This is a genomic window from Duffyella sp. Ts4 (assembly GCF_051851875.1).
GTDB lineage: Bacteria > Pseudomonadota > Gammaproteobacteria > Enterobacterales > Enterobacteriaceae > Duffyella > Duffyella gerundensis.
Window position 1 is genome coordinate 64,414 of the sequence record NZ_JBLYPN010000005.1, and the last position, 14,570, is coordinate 78,983.

Here is a 14,570-nt window from a genome sequence, read left to right on the forward strand (position 1 = left end):
CACCGCCCTTCTCTTTAGCTGGTCGCCAGCGAGCGCTTAGCGGGCTTTTTGAGCGTAAACAGAAAGTTCAGCCAGCCATGATTACGCAGCTGGCAAATACCCCAGGGTAACAATAACGCACAGGCAAACGAGAACAGATATTTCCCGTCATCAATCCATAACGATGATGATGGCTCCTGGAAATAGCGCGCGCACAGTTTGATGACCATGAAATGGGACAGATAAAACACGATAGAATGTGTGCCGATATAGCCAATAACGCGTGAATGCGTGTGCATTGCAAGGAAGGCAAATAGCGGGACAGAAGCCAGAGCCAGTGGAGCCAGCGGCGTCATCCGAGTCCATGAAAAATGCTCTTCTGCATGTTGACCCAATGCCGGAACAAACAGCATCAAGCTTGCCAGCAGAATAAACGCAGCGGCTGAACCGTATAATACCCACGCTTTTTTTACCAGCTGTGGCATATCCAGCTTATGCCGCACCACGGCATCACCCAGCCAGAAAAAGATAAACAGATAAGATGACTTATTGAAATGCGAGTTATCAAAGCTGGCAAATACACTGTCTGCCGGAATGGCCGGTAATAACCAGCTGCCCATCAGACACAGCGACAAAATAAGCCAGAATGGCATTTTGCGCGCGACAATAATCATAATAAAGAACATAAACAGCGAATGCAGAAACCAGGTGATATCTCCGCCGCCGGTGAGATGCGGCATCAGCACGCTTAACACATCCTGGTCGTGGTGGCTCAGCACGATTTTCGTCCCGGCATACACGCCGACCCAGACAACAAAGGGATAAAGGATAGATTTCACCTTGTTTTGGGTAAAGACGGCCACCCCTCTTTTTAATCCCGCTTCGACAAACAGTCCAGAAACAAAAAACATCAGACCGAGCCTAACCGGCATCAGAATGTCGTTGATTGCTTCACTCGCCACATAAAAGTGGCCGACGTTACCATTCACGGCAAACGTACAGTGCAGAAATATAACGGCGAGAATACTCATACCGCGTAGATTATCTACCCAGTTCATGCGTTGCATTGGCTGATATCCTTATGAATCACCACCGAAATGGCGAAGCGAGAACGATTTTTGAAACGTTAACGATGTTGAGAAAGCGTAAGTGGATGTATCTTAGCGTATCACCTTCATCAATTTAACTTAAGTTTGCCTCAAAAAAGCGTTATCAGAATCCGCTTAAAATAGAAGTTAACGTTAATAATACCGGAAGGAAATAATAAGCAGTAAGGAGCAGAGCAGAGGCAGGAGAGCAGGATGAACAAGCCGGGAGGTGCCAGTGGGGCTCCCGGCTGAGTAAAATCAGGTGCGTAAACCGCGGCCACGCTGAATCAGCGACCAGACCAGAAGGTAAAACACCACGATAAAGGCGACCAGCACCGAGATGGTCAGCGCCAGCGGCACATCATTGATGCCCAGAAAGCCGTAGCGGAAACCGCTGATCATATAGACGATCGGGTTGAGCTTTGAAACCATCTGCCAGAACGGCGGCAGCAGCGTCAGTGAATAAAATACGCCCCCCAGATAAGTCAGCGGCGTCAACACAAAGGTCGGAATCAGGCTGATATCGTCAAACGTACGGGCGAATACCGCGTTCAGCAGCCCGGCCAGCGAGAACAGAATCGCGGTGAGCAGCAGCGTCACCGCTACCATCAGCCACGAATGCACCTGAAACGGCACAAAGAACAGTGAAATCGCCGTGACCAGCACACCTACGCACAGCCCACGCGCCACGCCGCCGCCAACGTAACCGGCGATGATGATGTGCGTCGGTACCGGCGCCACCAGCAGCTCTTCAATATTGCGCTGAAATTTCGCACTGAAAAAAGAGGATGCCACGTTGGCATAAGCGTTGGTGATCACCGCCATCATGATCAAGCCCGGCACGATAAACTGCATATAGCTGAAGCCATGCATTTCGCCGATGCGTGCGCCGATCAGGTTGCCGAAGATGATGAAGTAGAGCGTCATGGTGATCACCGGCGGCACCAGCGTCTGGATCCAAATGCGGGCGAAACGGTTGACCTCTTTACCCCAGATGCTTTTCAGCGCCACCCAATAAAGGTGTGTCATGCTTGCTCTCCTTTCTTACCCTGCACCAGGCCCACGAACAACTCTTCCAGGCGGTTAGCTTTGTTACGCATACTCAATACCTGCACGCCTTGCGCGTTGAGCTGATTAAAGACGCTGTTCAGCCCCTGCTCACGCATCACTTCCACCTCTAAGGTCGAGGTATCGACCAGGCGATACTGGAAGCCTTCCAGCTTTGGCAATGCGCTGCGTGGCGCCAGATCGAAGATAAAGGTCTCAGACTTCAGCTTGGACAACAGCCCTTTCATCGAGGTGTTTTCCACCAGCTCACCGCCCTGAATAATGCCGATGTTACGGCACAGCATTTCCGCTTCTTCCAGGTAGTGGGTGGTGAGAATGATGGTGGTGCCTTTGACGTTGAGATCTTTGAGGAAGGCCCACATTGAACGACGCAGTTCGATATCAACGCCTGCGGTCGGCTCATCAAGAATCAGCAATTTCGGCTCATGCATCAGCGCACGGGCGATCATCAGACGACGCTTCATGCCGCCGGACAGCATGCGGGCACGCTCGTTGCGCTTGCCCCACAGATCGAGCTGAATCAGATATTTTTCCGCGCGCGCCAGCGCATCACGTTTTTCCACGCCGTAATAGCCCGCCTGGTTGGCGACAATTTGCAGCACGGTTTCAAACGGGTTGAAGTTAAATTCCTGCGGCACCAGGCCGAGCTGACGCTTGGCATTTACCGTATCGAGCTCAAGGTCATAACCAAAGACTTTGACCTTGCCAGAGGTTTTATTGACCAGCGAGCTGATGATACCGATGGTGGTCGATTTCCCGGCGCCGTTAGGGCCCAGCAGCGCATAAAAATCCCCGGCTTCGACTTTTAGATCGACGCCTTTGAGCGCCTGCACGCCGCCAGGGTAAGTTTTAACCAGATTTTCAAGTTCCAGTGCATAAGTCATAACAGAATGCTTTCCTGTTTTATTGGGTTCGCTTTTGCCGTTTAAAATAGGCAGGCATTGTCCTATAGTACGTCAACGTTTAGCTTGTACGGTTGGTAACCTTAATGAAAGACATTGATACCCTTATCAGTAATAACCGCGAGTGGTCCAAATTGCTGGTTGAAGAGGATCCTGGTTTCTTTGAGCGTCTGGCGCTGGCGCAGAAACCGCGCTTCCTGTGGATCGGCTGCTCCGACAGCCGCGTGCCCGCTGAACGCCTCACCGGGCTGGAGCCTGGCGAACTTTTTGTTCATCGCAATGTGGCAAACCTGGTGATTCACACCGACCTCAACTGCCTGTCAGTGGTGCAGTACGCCGTTGAGGTGCTGGAAGTTGAACACATTATCATTTGCGGTCACTACGGCTGCGGTGGCGTGCAGGCGGCGGTTGAAAACCCGGAGCTGGGCTTAATCAACAACTGGCTGCTGCATATCCGCGATTTGTGGTACAAGCATAGTTCCTTCCTCGGCGAATTACCGCCAGAAAAGCGCTTTGATAAACTTTGTGAAATCAACGTGATCGAACAGGTTTACAACCTTGGCCACTCCACCGTGATGCAATCTGCATGGAAGCGTGGGCAGAATGTGACCATTCACGGTTGGGTTTATGGCATTCAGGATGGCTATCTGCGCGATCTGGAAGTCACTGCCACCAGCCGGGAGATCCTCGAACAGCGTTACCGTCACGGCATCGCTAATCTGCTGCATACCCCTGACAGCCCGCGTCAGGAGTAACGCAACACGCCGCCAGCGGGATTCCGCTGGCGGCGCATTCTATCGCAGGCCGCAGAGCGCAGCCTTGGTGGATTGTGCTGTTACTCGTCGAACAGTGTGACCTTACCAACATACGGCAGATGACGATAACGCTGCGCATAATCAATACCATAGCCGACCACAAACTCATCGGGAATGGTAAAACCAACATATTCCACCTGCACCGTCACTTCACGTCGCTCCGGCTTGTCCAGCAGCGTACAGATCGCCAGTGATTTTGGCCCACGCAGCTGCAGGATTTCACGCACTTTGCTCAGCGTATTCCCTGAATCGATAATATCTTCAACGATCAGCACATCTTTACCGCGGATATCTTCATCCAGATCTTTGAGGATTTTAACGTCACGCGAGCTCGACATGCCGCTGCCGTAGCTGGAAGCCGTCATAAAATCGACTTCGTGTGAGACGTCAATGGCGCGACAGAGATCGGCCATAAACATAAAAGAGCCCCGCAGTAATCCCACCAAAACCATTTCGCTGCCGCTGTCGCGGTAATCAGCAGAGATTTGGCTGCCCAGTTCCGCCACGCGCGTGCGGATATCTGCTTCGGAGATCATTACATCAACGCTGTGTTTCATCACATTCAACCTGATTAACCCTGGAAAACGCCGCAGTTTATCACAGTTAATTTGCCGTACGGTTAGCGGAACGGGATGCAAACGTTATCGTGGCAAAAAGCGCGGTGCCTCGCCATGTGATGCCGCCGTCTAAGCTTAGAATATTTGCGCATAACTCAGTTTTCCGTGTGCCGTCTGGTTACACTCAACGCCACGCGTTCCCCCTCTTCTTTTCAGCAGGTATTTTATGTCCTTATCCAGCAAGAAAACGCATATTGGCGATCACGCTCTGCATCCGGAAACCCAGATGCTGAACTACGGTTTTGACCCGCGACTGTCAGAAGGCGCCGTCAAGCCGCCGGTGTTTTTAACCTCCACCTTTGTGTTCAACAGCGCCGAAGAGGGACGTGACTTTTTTGACTATGTTTCCGGCCGCCGCCAGCCGCCACAGGGCGACAGCATTGGGCTGGTCTATTCACGCTTTAATCACCCTAACAGCGAAATTGTTGAGGACCGCCTGGCGGTTTATGAGCAGACGGAAAGTGCGGCGCTGTTCTCTTCCGGCATGTCGGCCATTACCACCACGCTGCTGGCATTTACCCGGCCAGGCGACGTAATCCTGCACTCGCAGCCGCTGTATGGCGGCACGGCCACGCTGCTCAGTAAAACCCTGGCGGAGATGAATATTCAGACGGTGGGCTTCAGCGATGGCACCGATGAAGCGAGCGTAAGAGCGGCGGCAACCGAAGCGATGCGCCTGGGCCGGGTCGCGATGCTGCTGGTAGAGACGCCGGCGAATCCCACCAACAGCCTGGTGGATATTGCCCTGATGCGCCGCATCAGCGAAGAGATTGGACAGCAGCAAGCCTTGCGCCCGCTGGTAGCCTGCGACAACACCCTGCTCGGCCCTATTTTTCAGCGTCCGCTGCAGTGGGGGGCAGATATTTCGCTCTACTCACTGACTAAATATGTTGCCGGCCATTCCGATCTGATTGCCGGTGCCGCATTGGGCAGCAAGCATATCATTGGCAAAATTCGTCAGCTGCGTAGCGCCATTGGCACCCAGTTGGACGCCTATTCCAGCTGGCTGATTGGCCGTTCGCTGGAAACGCTGTCGCTGCGCATGGAGAAGGCGTGGCAGAATGCGCAGCTGATTGCCGCGTTTCTTGCCGAGCAGCCGCAGGTGGAAAAACTGCACTGGCTGCCCGCGCTCGACGTTAACTCTCCGGCGGGCAAAGTTTACGCCAGCCAGTGCAGCGGCGGCGGATCGACCTTTTCGTTTGATATTCGCGGTGGACAGCCCGCCGCTTTTGCCTTTCTCAATGCGTTACAGCTGTTCAAGCTGGCGGTCAGCCTCGGTGGCACCGAATCGCTGGCCAGCCACCCGGCGAGCACCACCCACTCCGGCGTGCCGCAGGCGGAGCGCGAGCGCATTGGCATCAGCGAAGCCACGATCCGTCTCTCTATCGGCATTGAGCACCCCAGTGATTTGATTGCCAATATCCGCCTGGCGCTGGCGACACATTAACTGACCGTGAAGCCCAGCATCATGCCGGTGTCTTCATGCTCCAGCAGATGACAGTGCGCCATATAGGCGTGGTCGGCCGCCGCGAGGTGATCAAACCGTACCAGCACTTCGCTGCGCCAACCCTCGACGTTAACGGTGTCTTTCCATCCCTGGCGGTGCGCCGCCGGGGGTTTGCCATTTTCGCTGAGAATCCGAAACTGCGTGCCGTGAATATGGAACGGATGCAGCATCGCATCACCTTCGCCTGAAATCGTCCATTTCTCCAGCGCGCCGCGTTTTACGTCAAACATCGGCTTGTTCATATTGAAGGGCTGGCCGTTGATTTTATTGCCCTGATGGAAATCCCAGGCGGTGGAAGTCGGTTGAGGCGCGCCGCCATGTTGATGGTGATCCATTCCCTGATGGCCGGACGTCTTCTGATGCGCATCTTCCGGCATTTTCATGCCCGCATGCTGATCCCTATCCATGCCCGCCATCGCCTTCATGCCATAGCGATCCATCAGCTGCTGCATGCCCAGCCGATCGAGCTGCGGGTCCATGCTGAGCTGCAGCCAGCGGTTAGTGATGCCCTCGCTGGACGGAACCGGCGGTAGCGCCACCAGCGCATCGGGCAGCGTGCCGCTGGCCTGCACCTGGAGCGGCTGAATGCGCAGCAGCGGCAACGGCTGGTCGAACGGCGCCAGCGTCATGCCCATCTGCTTAACCGGCAGCGTAGTCAGATCAAACGATTTGCCGTCGTGCGTATCCACCAGCACTTCAAAACGTTCGCCCGGCAGCAGCGACAGCGTCTCAAGGCGAACCGGCTCGGCCAGCAGGCCGCCGTCGCTGGCAATGACATACAGCGGCCGGCGATCGCTGGTGGTTAACTGTAGAGAGCGTGCATTACAGCCGTTGAGCAGGCGCAAACGCAGCCAGCCGCGCGGCACCGCCTGCTGTGGATACTCAACGCCGTTGGTTAGCATCATGTCGCCAAACCAGCCCACCGCCGCGCGCATCACGTTGAGCTGATAATCGATGCGTTTGCCATCGGCAGTCAGCTGCTTGTCCTGAAACACCAGCGGCAAATCGTCGATGCCCCACTGTTTTGGCAGCAGCAGTTGCTCTGCCTCAATGTCCTGCACCAGCACCAGTCCGGCCAGTCCCTGCGCCACCTGATAGCCGCTGCGGCCGTGCGTATGCGGATGAAACCAACAGGTGGCGGCGGGCTGATCCGGCGTGATGCTGACGCTGCGCTGTTCGCCCGGCGCCAGCAGCGCATGCGGCCCACCATCGACCTCGCCGGGAATCAATAAACCGTGCCAGTGCAGCGTGGTCGCTTCCGGCAGCTGATTATGCAACGTGATGGTGGTACGTTTACCGCGCTCCAGTTGCAGTGCAGGTCCGAGTAAATTGCCGTTGTAGCCCCAGCTGGGTACAGCATTGCCGCGCCACTGACTGGTGCCAGTCTGCATACGCAGTGTGATCGTGCCGCGCGCGTCAGGCGTCAGCAGATCGGGAATCGGCAACATCGGGCGCGTTTGTGCCAGTGCGCGCTGGCTCCACAGCGGCAGCGCACCGGCGGCGCTGAGGGCAGCGGTGAGTTTGAGGAAATCACGGCGTAGCATCGGGCATCCTTATAACGGAGGTCAGCATGCAGCATAAACCTTTCCCCAGCGGCAAGGTCAAGCCTGGTGCAGCGGCTGAGCTGAAAAAAGCGTCACCGGCAATGAAATTTGGCTGTAGAGTATGCGCAACTGTGCTAACGTCAGGCCAATTACGACACGATGAGAATAATTATGAAGAAAAGCATTAAGGTCCTGCTGTTAGCCGGGCTGCTTGGCTTCTCCTCCACCAGTTTTGCCCTGAGCGAATCGGAAGCAGAAGATTTAGCCGATCTCACCGCCGTTTTTGTCTATCTCAAAAACGACTGCGGCTATCAGGATTTGCCTGATGCGCAGATCCGCAAAGCGCTGGTGTTTTTCGCCCAGCAGAATCGTTGGGATTTAAGCAACTACAGCAACTACAACATGAAGTCGCTTGGCGAAGACAGCTACCGCGATTTGAGCGGCATCGCCATCGCTAACGACAAGAAGTGTAAGTCACTGGCTCGCGACTCCCTCAGCCTGCTCGCCTACGTCAAATAACCCCCGCTGCGTCCGCTCTCTGGCCACTGATTTGCCCGTGCAACCCGGGGCGGAGTTAGCTATGATGTGCCGCCCGTTTTCATGGCGATGTCATAGAAAGGAGAGCCCCACCATGACACAGAATGAGATGTGGTTTGAAACGCTGCACCCCGGTTTCGGTCAATATTTCACGGTTGATGACGTGCTCTACCGTGAGAAAACCGCGCATCAGGATCTGATCATTTTTCAGAACGCTGCGTTCGGGCGCGTGATGGCGCTGGATGGCGTGGTGCAAACCACCGAGCGTGATGAGTTTATCTATCACGAAATGATGACGCATGTGCCGCTGCTGGCGCACGGCGCGGCCAAAAAGGTGCTGATTATCGGCGGTGGCGACGGCGCCATGCTGCGCGAAGTATCGCGTCACACCGCAATCGAACAGATCACCATGGTGGAAATTGACGCTGGCGTGGTCACCTTCTGCAAACAGTATCTGCCTAATCACAGCGCGGGTGCCTATGACGATCCTCGTTTCAATTTGGTGATCGACGACGGTGTTAACTTCGTGACGCAAACCGCCGAAAAATTTGATGTGATCATCTCTGACTGTACCGATCCTGTCGGTCCGGGCGAGAGCCTGTTCACCTCTGAATTTTATGCCGGTTGCAAACGTGCCCTTAATGAAAATGGCATCTTTGTGGCGCAGAATGGCGTCTGTTTCCTGCAGCAGGATGAAGCGCTCAACAGCCATCGCAAGTTGAGCCACTATTTCAGCGATGTTAGCTTTTATCAGGCGGCGATTCCGACCTATTACGGCGGCATCATGACCTTCGCCTGGGCGAGCGATAATCCGGCATTGCGCCAGCTGGACGCCGCCACCTTGCAACACCGTTTTACGGCCGCAGGCCTGAACTGCCGCTACTATAATGCGGCGATCCACACCGGCAGCTTTGCTCTGCCGCAATACTTGCTAAACGCCCTTGCTGACCAGGCATGATGGGCACGACTCTGGGGGGTAATGACCATTGCAGAAGCTGAAACTTCACGGCTTTAACAACCTGACCAAGAGCCTGAGCTTTTGTATTTACGATATCTGCTACGCGCACAGCGAAGCCGAGCGCGATGGCTATATCGCCTATATTGATGAGCAGTACAACGCCACGCGCCTGACCGAAATTCTTACGGAAACCTGCTCGATTATTGGCGCTAATGTGCTGAACATCGCGCGCCAGGATTATGAACCGCAAGGTGCCAGCGTGACTATTCTGGTCAGTGAGGAGCCGGTGGATCCAAAAGATATCGATACATCAGAGCATCCTGGCCCGCTACCGAACTCGGTGGTGGCGCACCTCGATAAAAGCCACATCTGCGTGCATACCTATCCGGAAAGCCATCCGGAAGGCGGGCTTTGTACCTTTCGCGCCGATATTGAGGTTTCAACCTGTGGCGTGATTTCGCCACTGAAGGCGCTGAACTACCTGATTCATCAGCTGGAATCGGACATCGTGACCATTGACTATCGCGTGCGCGGTTTTACCCGCGATATCAACGGCGTAAAACACTTCATCGATCATGAGATCAACTCAATACAGAACTTTATGTCGCAGGACATGAAGGCGATGTATGACATGATGGACGTGAACGTGTACCAGGAAAATATCTTTCATACCAAGATGTTATTGAAAGAGTTCGACCTGAAACATTATCTGTTCAATACCCGGCCAGAAACGCTGACGCCGCAGGAGCACAAGCGGATTACCGATCTGCTGTGGAAAGAGATGCGCGAGATTTACTACGCGCGCAATATTCCGGCGCTGAGCTGATATCCTCATGCGTTCGCCTGCCTCGGGCGAACGCCATGGCTTAACGCCCCTGCAAAAATGCACGATAGGCCGCAATCACCGCCAGAAAATCTTCCACGCCGCAGAATGACAGGCTCTCTTCGTCATAATAATTCATGCCCTCTTCCATCCCGTCATCTTCCAGCGCCAGCTGATTGGCCCGAATCATCACCTCTTCTTCATCCATCCACAGCGTGTACTCTTTGCCGATACGCTGCCATTGCCGCACGCTGCCTTTGACCTCCTGCGCCGCCGCTTCCACCTCATCCAGCAGCGTCAGATTTTCATCGACCTCTTCATTAAACCAGTGACCCACCGCTTCATGGTCCATGGTCATGCGCACTTTCACCTTGCCGGTGATGTCGCGTAAAAATTCATATTCCATCTGCTTTACCTTCTCGTGTCGGCCTCATGCTGGTGCGCGCCGCTGGTGCAACAAACGCAGCCGCGGGCTGCGAAAGCATCATTATCGCAGCGTTGCCGACGAAAAACAGCGCTCTGCGCGACGTCAGCCAGACTGGCGCGTTTCTTGCGTAACAAAGTATGTCAGCTGAACAATTTTTCCCCTTTTCGTCCCAACGAGGCTCTGGCCATGGAACTGAAATGGTTTGAAGATTTCCTCAGCGTTGCCCGCTGCTACAGTTTTACCCGTGCCGCTGATGAGCGCCACGTGACGCAATCGGCGTTAAGCCGCCGCATTCGCCAGCTGGAAGAGTGGCTTGGCGTACCGCTGTTTGACCGCAAAACCTATCCGGTGACCCTGACGCCAGAAGGCCAGGCGTTTCTCATCACCGCTTCGGAAACCGTGCACGCCATGTTGCATCTGCGTCAGAATCTGCATCAGCGCTATAACAACCGCACCGAGGTGATTCGCTTTGCCATGTTGAATACGCTATCGCTGACTTTTTTTCCCGACTGGTTCCAGCAGGTCAATCCGCAACAGCAGCTCGGTCATGTCAGGCTGTGCGATCAGAAGCCGACCTTTGTGGAGCATATTTCGCTACTGCACGGCGGTGAAACGGACTTTCTGCTGACCTACGCGCATCCGTCGGTGACGCTGATGCAGCAACTGTCCCCTTATCCGCACCTGCCGGTTGGCCGCGAACGTGCCATCGCCGTTTGCCGCCCCGCCGCGGGCGGAGAGCCACTTTATCCGCTGCACAGTACCCAGCCGATTCCCTGGCTGAGCTACGGCCAGCACTCCTTTTTTGCCCATGCGCTGGCGCAGCTGTTGAAAGAGAAGCCGCTGCCGCTGCAGGTCATCTATGAAAATGGCATGTCGATTAACCTCAAAGCGATGGCGATGAGCGGGGTCGGGGTTGCCTGGCTGCCGTTGAGCCTGGTGAAAGCGGAACTGGCCAACGGCAGCCTGGTACGAGCCGGATCGCCATTCTGGGACATGGTGCTCGATATTCATCTCTATCGTCAGCCAGTGCTGCGCAACCGCCAGGCAGAACATCTCTGGCACAGCGCTGAACGCGCCAATCAGGCGATGCACGCCGCCTGATCGCTCGCTGCGTGCCGGGAATGCCGCCCCGTGCATGCCGCCCGCCAAACTATGCAATTTTGGAATAGGGCAGGAAAAGAACGCATTGGCCTTTTGTTATCGCCCTCCCGCATGCTGAAGATTCAGCGACGCTCCGGCGTCAGCACTATCCGCAGCACTTACCGTGGGGAATATCATGCAAGACAAAGCGTTGGTCTGGAAACGGGTTGAAGAGCATCAGGCTGAATTCTGCGCGCTGAGCGATCGCGTCTGGGGTATGCCGGAAATTTGCTATACCGAATACCGCTCGGTGGCGGAACACAGCACTATGCTGCGCCAGCAGGGGTTTCGCGTCACGGAAAACGTGGCGGATATTCCCACCGCCGTTATGGGCGAAGCGGGTGAAGGCGGGCCGATTATCGCCATTCTCGGTGAATATGACGCCCTGCCCGGATTGAGCCAGGCTTCCGGCGTCGCACACTATTCGCCGCTGCCGGGCAACGGGCAAGGTCACGGCTGCGGCCATAATCTGCTTGGCTCAGCCGCCCTGCTCGCCGCCACCGCGCTGAAAGAGTGGCTGGCCGAACGCGGTCTGCCGGGGCGGGTGCGCTATTACGGCTGCCCGGCTGAAGAAGGTGGCGCGGCTAAATCATTTATGGCACGCGCCGGTGCCTTTGACGGCGTCGACGTGGCGATCACCTGGCACCCCAGCACCCAGCATGAAGTTGCCAAACCGCTGTCGCTGGCCAATACCCGCATGGATTTCTTCTTTACCGGCCGCTCTTCGCACGCCGCCGCCTCGCCGCATCTCGGCCGCAGCGCACTGGATGCCGTGGAGCTGATGAACGTCGGCGTGCAGTACCTGCGCGAACATGTGCCGCAGGATTCACGTATTCACTACGCCATGCTCGATTCCGGCGGCATCGCGCCCAACGTGGTGCAGGCCAAAGCGGCGGTGCGTTACGCCATCCGCTCGCGCGATGTGCACGCCATGTTTGATCTCAACGAGCGGGTAAAAAAAGTGGCACAGGGCGCGGCGATGATGACCGAAACCCAGCTGGAGATCAGCATCATGAGCGCGGTCTCTAACCTGCTCGGCAATCGCCCGCTGGAGGAAACGATGCAGCGCAATCTCGAGGCGCTCGGCACCGTGCCGTTCGATCAGGCGGATTACGCCTTCGCCGCCGAGATTCAGGCGACGCTGACTGCCGAGGAGCTGGAGAGCTGCTACCGCAAATCGGGCGTTAAACCGGCGCAGCCAAAGGCGCTTAGCGACTACATTGTGCCGCTCGACAGCCACGGTGAAGTGATGATCGGTTCAACCGACGTCGGCGATGTCAGCTGGGTTATCCCCACCGTGCAGGCGCATATTCCGACCATGGCGATCGGCACGCCGGGCCACTCCTGGCAGCTTACCGCGCAGGGCAAAATGCCCGCGGCGCATAAAGGGTTAGCGCACGTTGCTAAAGTCATGGCCGCCACCGCGGTTGACGTGTTGACCGATCCCGCGCTGCTGGCGCAGATCAAACAGGCGCACGCCGCACAGATCAGTGAGAAACCCTATAAGTGCCCGATTCCTGCCGACGTTAAACCGCCGGTTCAGCCACGTCCTGCTGACCTGTAAACCTGGAGCCGCGATGAAATTATCTTCTCTAGCCCTGGCGCTGGCCGCCGTTACCGGCACCGCCAACGCCGCCACGCCGCCCGATTCACTGGTGATGGCGTGGAACATTGACGCCATCAGCACATGGGATCCGGCACAGATTGGCGAAGTGGTCACCAGTGAAATTTACGCCAATACCTGCGACTCGCTGGTTGATTTTGCGGTAAAAGATGAAACGCAGCTGACGCCCGGCCTGGCAAAAAGCTGGGATGTTTCTGCCGATCGCAAAACCATTACCTTTCATCTGCAGGACAACCTGAAATTTAACGACGGTTCTCCCGCCAGCGCCGGCGATCTCGCCTGGTCACTGCAACGCATCGTGAAACTTGGCTACGGCAACGCGGCCAATATCAAAGAGTATGGCTTCACCAAAGAGAACGTTGACAGCATGATTACCGCCAGCGATGACCAGACGCTGATCATCCGTTTTGATAAGGCTTACCCCACTAATCTGGTGCTGCAGGCGATCGCCGCCAACAACGTCTCTTCGCTGATTAACCGTAAACAGGTGGAGAAAGAGGCGGTTAACGGTGATTTTGGTCATAAGTATCTTGCCACGCATACCGCCTGTGTGGGTCCTTACCAGCTGGCGCGCTGGAACGCCGGTGAAGGCGTGGTGCTTCAGGCCACGCCTAATTATTGGGGCACACCGCCGAAGCTGAAGCGGGTGCTGATTCGCCACGTGGCGGAGACCGGCACCCAGCGTCTGCTGGTGATGCAGGGCGACGTGGATATCGCCCGCGATCTCTCCGCAGACGATCTGAAAACCCTCGATCAGGGCGGCAAGGTACAGGTGGCAAAAGTCCTTAAGCCGCAGCTCTTTTTCTGGAGCTTCAACAATCAGGATCCCATTTTCAAAAATGAGAAAGTGCGGCTGGCGATGCGCTATCTGATCGATTATCAGGGCCTGGCGAAAAGCGTGATGCCTTATCTCGGTGTACCGCGCGCCAGCTTTGTGCAGCTCGGTGCGTTTGGCGCGCTGGATGAGCAACAGGGGCAGCCGTTCAGCCTGGATCTGGCGAAGGCAAAACAGCTGCTGAGCGAAGCGGGCTATCCCAATGGTTTCAGCGCCTCGGTGCTGTTTGGCACCCTGCCCCACTCCGCGCCAATTGCCCAGAGCATTCAGCAGAACGCCGCCAAAGTGGGCGTGAAGCTGACGCTCGAACGCATGGCCAACGCGCAGCTGTTCAGCCGGGCGCGCGGGCGTGAGTTTCAGAGCGTAATGATGGCCTGGCAAACGTCGGTGCCGGACGCCTACGGCAACGCCTCGCGCCTGGTGTTTAATCCCGACAATCGTAAAGAGGCGCGCGCCACGCAATATCCCAGCTGGCGGGCCGCCTACTATAATGCCGGAATGAATCAGGCGGTGGAGCAGGCGCTGCTGGAACCGGATGACAGCAAACGCAGTGCGCGGTATGCCGATCTGCAACGCGAGGTGATGCAGAAAGGCCCGATGGCGATCATGTTCCAGATGTACAACAGCGCTGGAATTAATCCGGTGCTGAAGAGCTGGACGTGGAACGGCTTCCGCGTCTGGTACGGTGCGGCAACGAAATAACGGA

15 protein-coding genes are annotated in these 14,570 nt (G+C 56.0%); 9 read left to right on the top strand and 6 right to left on the bottom strand.

Annotated elements, in window-relative coordinates:
- Nucleotides 1-14 precede the first annotated feature (14 nt).
- From ACJY2L_RS10155 to ACJY2L_RS10165, 3 genes are all read right to left on the bottom strand, one after another.
- The gene (locus ACJY2L_RS10155; protein WP_439213573.1) at nt 15-1,046 is read right to left on the bottom strand and encodes an acyltransferase family protein; all 1,032 of its coding nucleotides are present in this window, start codon (nt 1,044-1,046) and stop codon (nt 15-17) included.
- A 279-nt stretch (nt 1,047-1,325) separates the two neighbouring features.
- Nucleotides 1,326-2,096, bottom strand: a complete 771-nt coding sequence (locus tag ACJY2L_RS10160) for an ABC transporter permease (RefSeq protein WP_067428044.1) — start codon at nt 2,094-2,096, stop codon at nt 1,326-1,328.
- Nucleotides 2,093-3,019, bottom strand: coding sequence for an ABC transporter ATP-binding protein (locus ACJY2L_RS10165; protein ID WP_067428042.1), 927 nt, complete (start codon nt 3,017-3,019; stop codon nt 2,093-2,095). The genes ACJY2L_RS10160 and ACJY2L_RS10165 overlap by 4 nt, the downstream gene beginning before the upstream one ends.
- Before the next feature lie 104 nt (nt 3,020-3,123).
- Between ACJY2L_RS10165 and can the strand changes: the two genes are divergently transcribed.
- Nucleotides 3,124-3,792, top strand: a complete 669-nt coding sequence (gene can / locus ACJY2L_RS10170) for a carbonate dehydratase (RefSeq protein WP_067428040.1) — start codon at nt 3,124-3,126, stop codon at nt 3,790-3,792.
- An 80-nt stretch (nt 3,793-3,872) separates the two neighbouring features.
- Here can and hpt read toward each other — a convergent pair whose 3' ends face one another.
- Nucleotides 3,873-4,409, bottom strand: coding sequence for a hypoxanthine phosphoribosyltransferase (gene hpt, locus ACJY2L_RS10175; protein ID WP_067428038.1), 537 nt, complete (start codon nt 4,407-4,409; stop codon nt 3,873-3,875).
- Between the two features lie 226 nt (nt 4,410-4,635).
- Between hpt and ACJY2L_RS10180 the strand changes: the two genes are divergently transcribed.
- The gene (locus ACJY2L_RS10180) at nt 4,636-5,916 is read left to right on the top strand and encodes a cystathionine gamma-synthase family protein (RefSeq protein ID WP_439213574.1); all 1,281 of its coding nucleotides are present in this window, start codon (nt 4,636-4,638) and stop codon (nt 5,914-5,916) included.
- Here the strand turns inward: ACJY2L_RS10180 and cueO are convergent.
- Nucleotides 5,913-7,520, bottom strand: a complete 1,608-nt coding sequence (gene cueO, locus ACJY2L_RS10185) for a multicopper oxidase CueO (RefSeq protein ID WP_439213576.1) — start codon at nt 7,518-7,520, stop codon at nt 5,913-5,915. The two genes, ACJY2L_RS10180 and cueO, sit on opposite strands and share 4 nt — an antisense overlap.
- Nucleotides 7,521-7,546: 26 nt before the next feature.
- On the opposite strand from cueO, the gene ACJY2L_RS10190 reads away from it, so the two are divergent.
- The 4 genes from ACJY2L_RS10190 (at nt 7,547) to speD (ending at nt 9,841) form a co-directional block, all read left to right on the top strand.
- The gene (locus ACJY2L_RS10190; RefSeq protein WP_187485880.1) at nt 7,547-7,708 is read left to right on the top strand and encodes a hypothetical protein; all 162 of its coding nucleotides are present in this window, start codon (nt 7,547-7,549) and stop codon (nt 7,706-7,708) included.
- Nucleotides 7,692-8,039 (top strand): YacC family pilotin-like protein, encoded by a 348-nt coding sequence (locus ACJY2L_RS10195; RefSeq protein ID WP_067428028.1) that lies wholly within the window; start codon nt 7,692-7,694, stop codon nt 8,037-8,039. Before ACJY2L_RS10190 ends, ACJY2L_RS10195 begins: the two co-directional genes overlap by 17 nt.
- Nucleotides 8,040-8,151: 112 nt before the next feature.
- Nucleotides 8,152-9,015, top strand: coding sequence for a polyamine aminopropyltransferase (gene speE / locus ACJY2L_RS10200; RefSeq protein WP_187485879.1), 864 nt, complete (start codon nt 8,152-8,154; stop codon nt 9,013-9,015).
- Nucleotides 9,016-9,043: 28 nt separating this feature from the next.
- The gene (speD, locus tag ACJY2L_RS10205; protein WP_067428024.1) at nt 9,044-9,841 is read left to right on the top strand and encodes an adenosylmethionine decarboxylase; all 798 of its coding nucleotides are present in this window, start codon (nt 9,044-9,046) and stop codon (nt 9,839-9,841) included.
- A 40-nt stretch (nt 9,842-9,881) separates the two neighbouring features.
- On the opposite strand, the gene yacL is transcribed toward speD, so the two are convergent.
- Nucleotides 9,882-10,244, bottom strand: coding sequence for a protein YacL (gene yacL, locus ACJY2L_RS10210; RefSeq protein WP_187485878.1), 363 nt, complete (start codon nt 10,242-10,244; stop codon nt 9,882-9,884).
- Between the two features lie 207 nt (nt 10,245-10,451).
- On the opposite strand from yacL, the gene ACJY2L_RS10215 reads away from it, so the two are divergent.
- From ACJY2L_RS10215 to ACJY2L_RS10225, 3 genes are all read left to right on the top strand, one after another.
- Nucleotides 10,452-11,366 carry a LysR family transcriptional regulator gene (locus ACJY2L_RS10215; RefSeq protein ID WP_209500529.1) on the top strand — a complete coding sequence of 305 codons (915 nt, stop codon included), beginning with the start codon at nt 10,452-10,454 and terminating at the stop codon, nt 11,364-11,366.
- A 175-nt stretch (nt 11,367-11,541) separates the two neighbouring features.
- Entirely contained in the window at nt 11,542-12,969 is a 1,428-nt protein-coding gene (locus ACJY2L_RS10220) for a M20 family metallopeptidase (protein WP_225700986.1), read from the top strand.
- A 13-nt stretch (nt 12,970-12,982) separates the two neighbouring features.
- Entirely contained in the window at nt 12,983-14,566 is a 1,584-nt protein-coding gene (locus ACJY2L_RS10225; protein WP_439213577.1) for an ABC transporter substrate-binding protein, read from the top strand.
- The last annotated feature ends 4 nt before the right edge of the window (nt 14,567-14,570 follow it).

What these genes read in the sequence shown, in the direction of transcription:
- ACJY2L_RS10190 (WP_187485880.1), top strand. Translation starts at nt 7,547, where the DNA reads ATGCAGCATAAACCTTTCCCCAGCGGCAAGGTCAAGCCTGGTGCAGCG.
- ACJY2L_RS10220 (WP_225700986.1), top strand. Translation starts at nt 11,542, where the DNA reads ATGCAAGACAAAGCGTTGGTCTGGAAACGGGTTGAAGAGCATCAGGCT.
- ACJY2L_RS10225 (WP_439213577.1), top strand. Translation starts at nt 12,983, where the DNA reads ATGAAATTATCTTCTCTAGCCCTGGCGCTGGCCGCCGTTACCGGCACC.
- speE (WP_187485879.1), top strand. Translation starts at nt 8,152, where the DNA reads ATGACACAGAATGAGATGTGGTTTGAAACGCTGCACCCCGGTTTCGGT.
- cueO (WP_439213576.1), bottom strand. Translation starts at nt 7,520, where the DNA reads ATGCTACGCCGTGATTTCCTCAAACTCACCGCTGCCCTCAGCGCCGCC.
- yacL (WP_187485878.1), bottom strand. Translation starts at nt 10,244, where the DNA reads ATGGAATATGAATTTTTACGCGACATCACCGGCAAGGTGAAAGTGCGC.
- ACJY2L_RS10215 (WP_209500529.1), top strand. Translation starts at nt 10,452, where the DNA reads ATGGAACTGAAATGGTTTGAAGATTTCCTCAGCGTTGCCCGCTGCTAC.
- can (WP_067428040.1), top strand. Translation starts at nt 3,124, where the DNA reads ATGAAAGACATTGATACCCTTATCAGTAATAACCGCGAGTGGTCCAAA.
- ACJY2L_RS10195 (WP_067428028.1), top strand. Translation starts at nt 7,692, where the DNA reads ATGAAGAAAAGCATTAAGGTCCTGCTGTTAGCCGGGCTGCTTGGCTTC.
- ACJY2L_RS10155 (WP_439213573.1), bottom strand. Translation starts at nt 1,046, where the DNA reads ATGCAACGCATGAACTGGGTAGATAATCTACGCGGTATGAGTATTCTC.
- ACJY2L_RS10160 (WP_067428044.1), bottom strand. Translation starts at nt 2,096, where the DNA reads ATGACACACCTTTATTGGGTGGCGCTGAAAAGCATCTGGGGTAAAGAG.
- hpt (WP_067428038.1), bottom strand. Translation starts at nt 4,409, where the DNA reads ATGAAACACAGCGTTGATGTAATGATCTCCGAAGCAGATATCCGCACG.
- ACJY2L_RS10180 (WP_439213574.1), top strand. Translation starts at nt 4,636, where the DNA reads ATGTCCTTATCCAGCAAGAAAACGCATATTGGCGATCACGCTCTGCAT.
- ACJY2L_RS10165 (WP_067428042.1), bottom strand. Translation starts at nt 3,019, where the DNA reads ATGACTTATGCACTGGAACTTGAAAATCTGGTTAAAACTTACCCTGGC.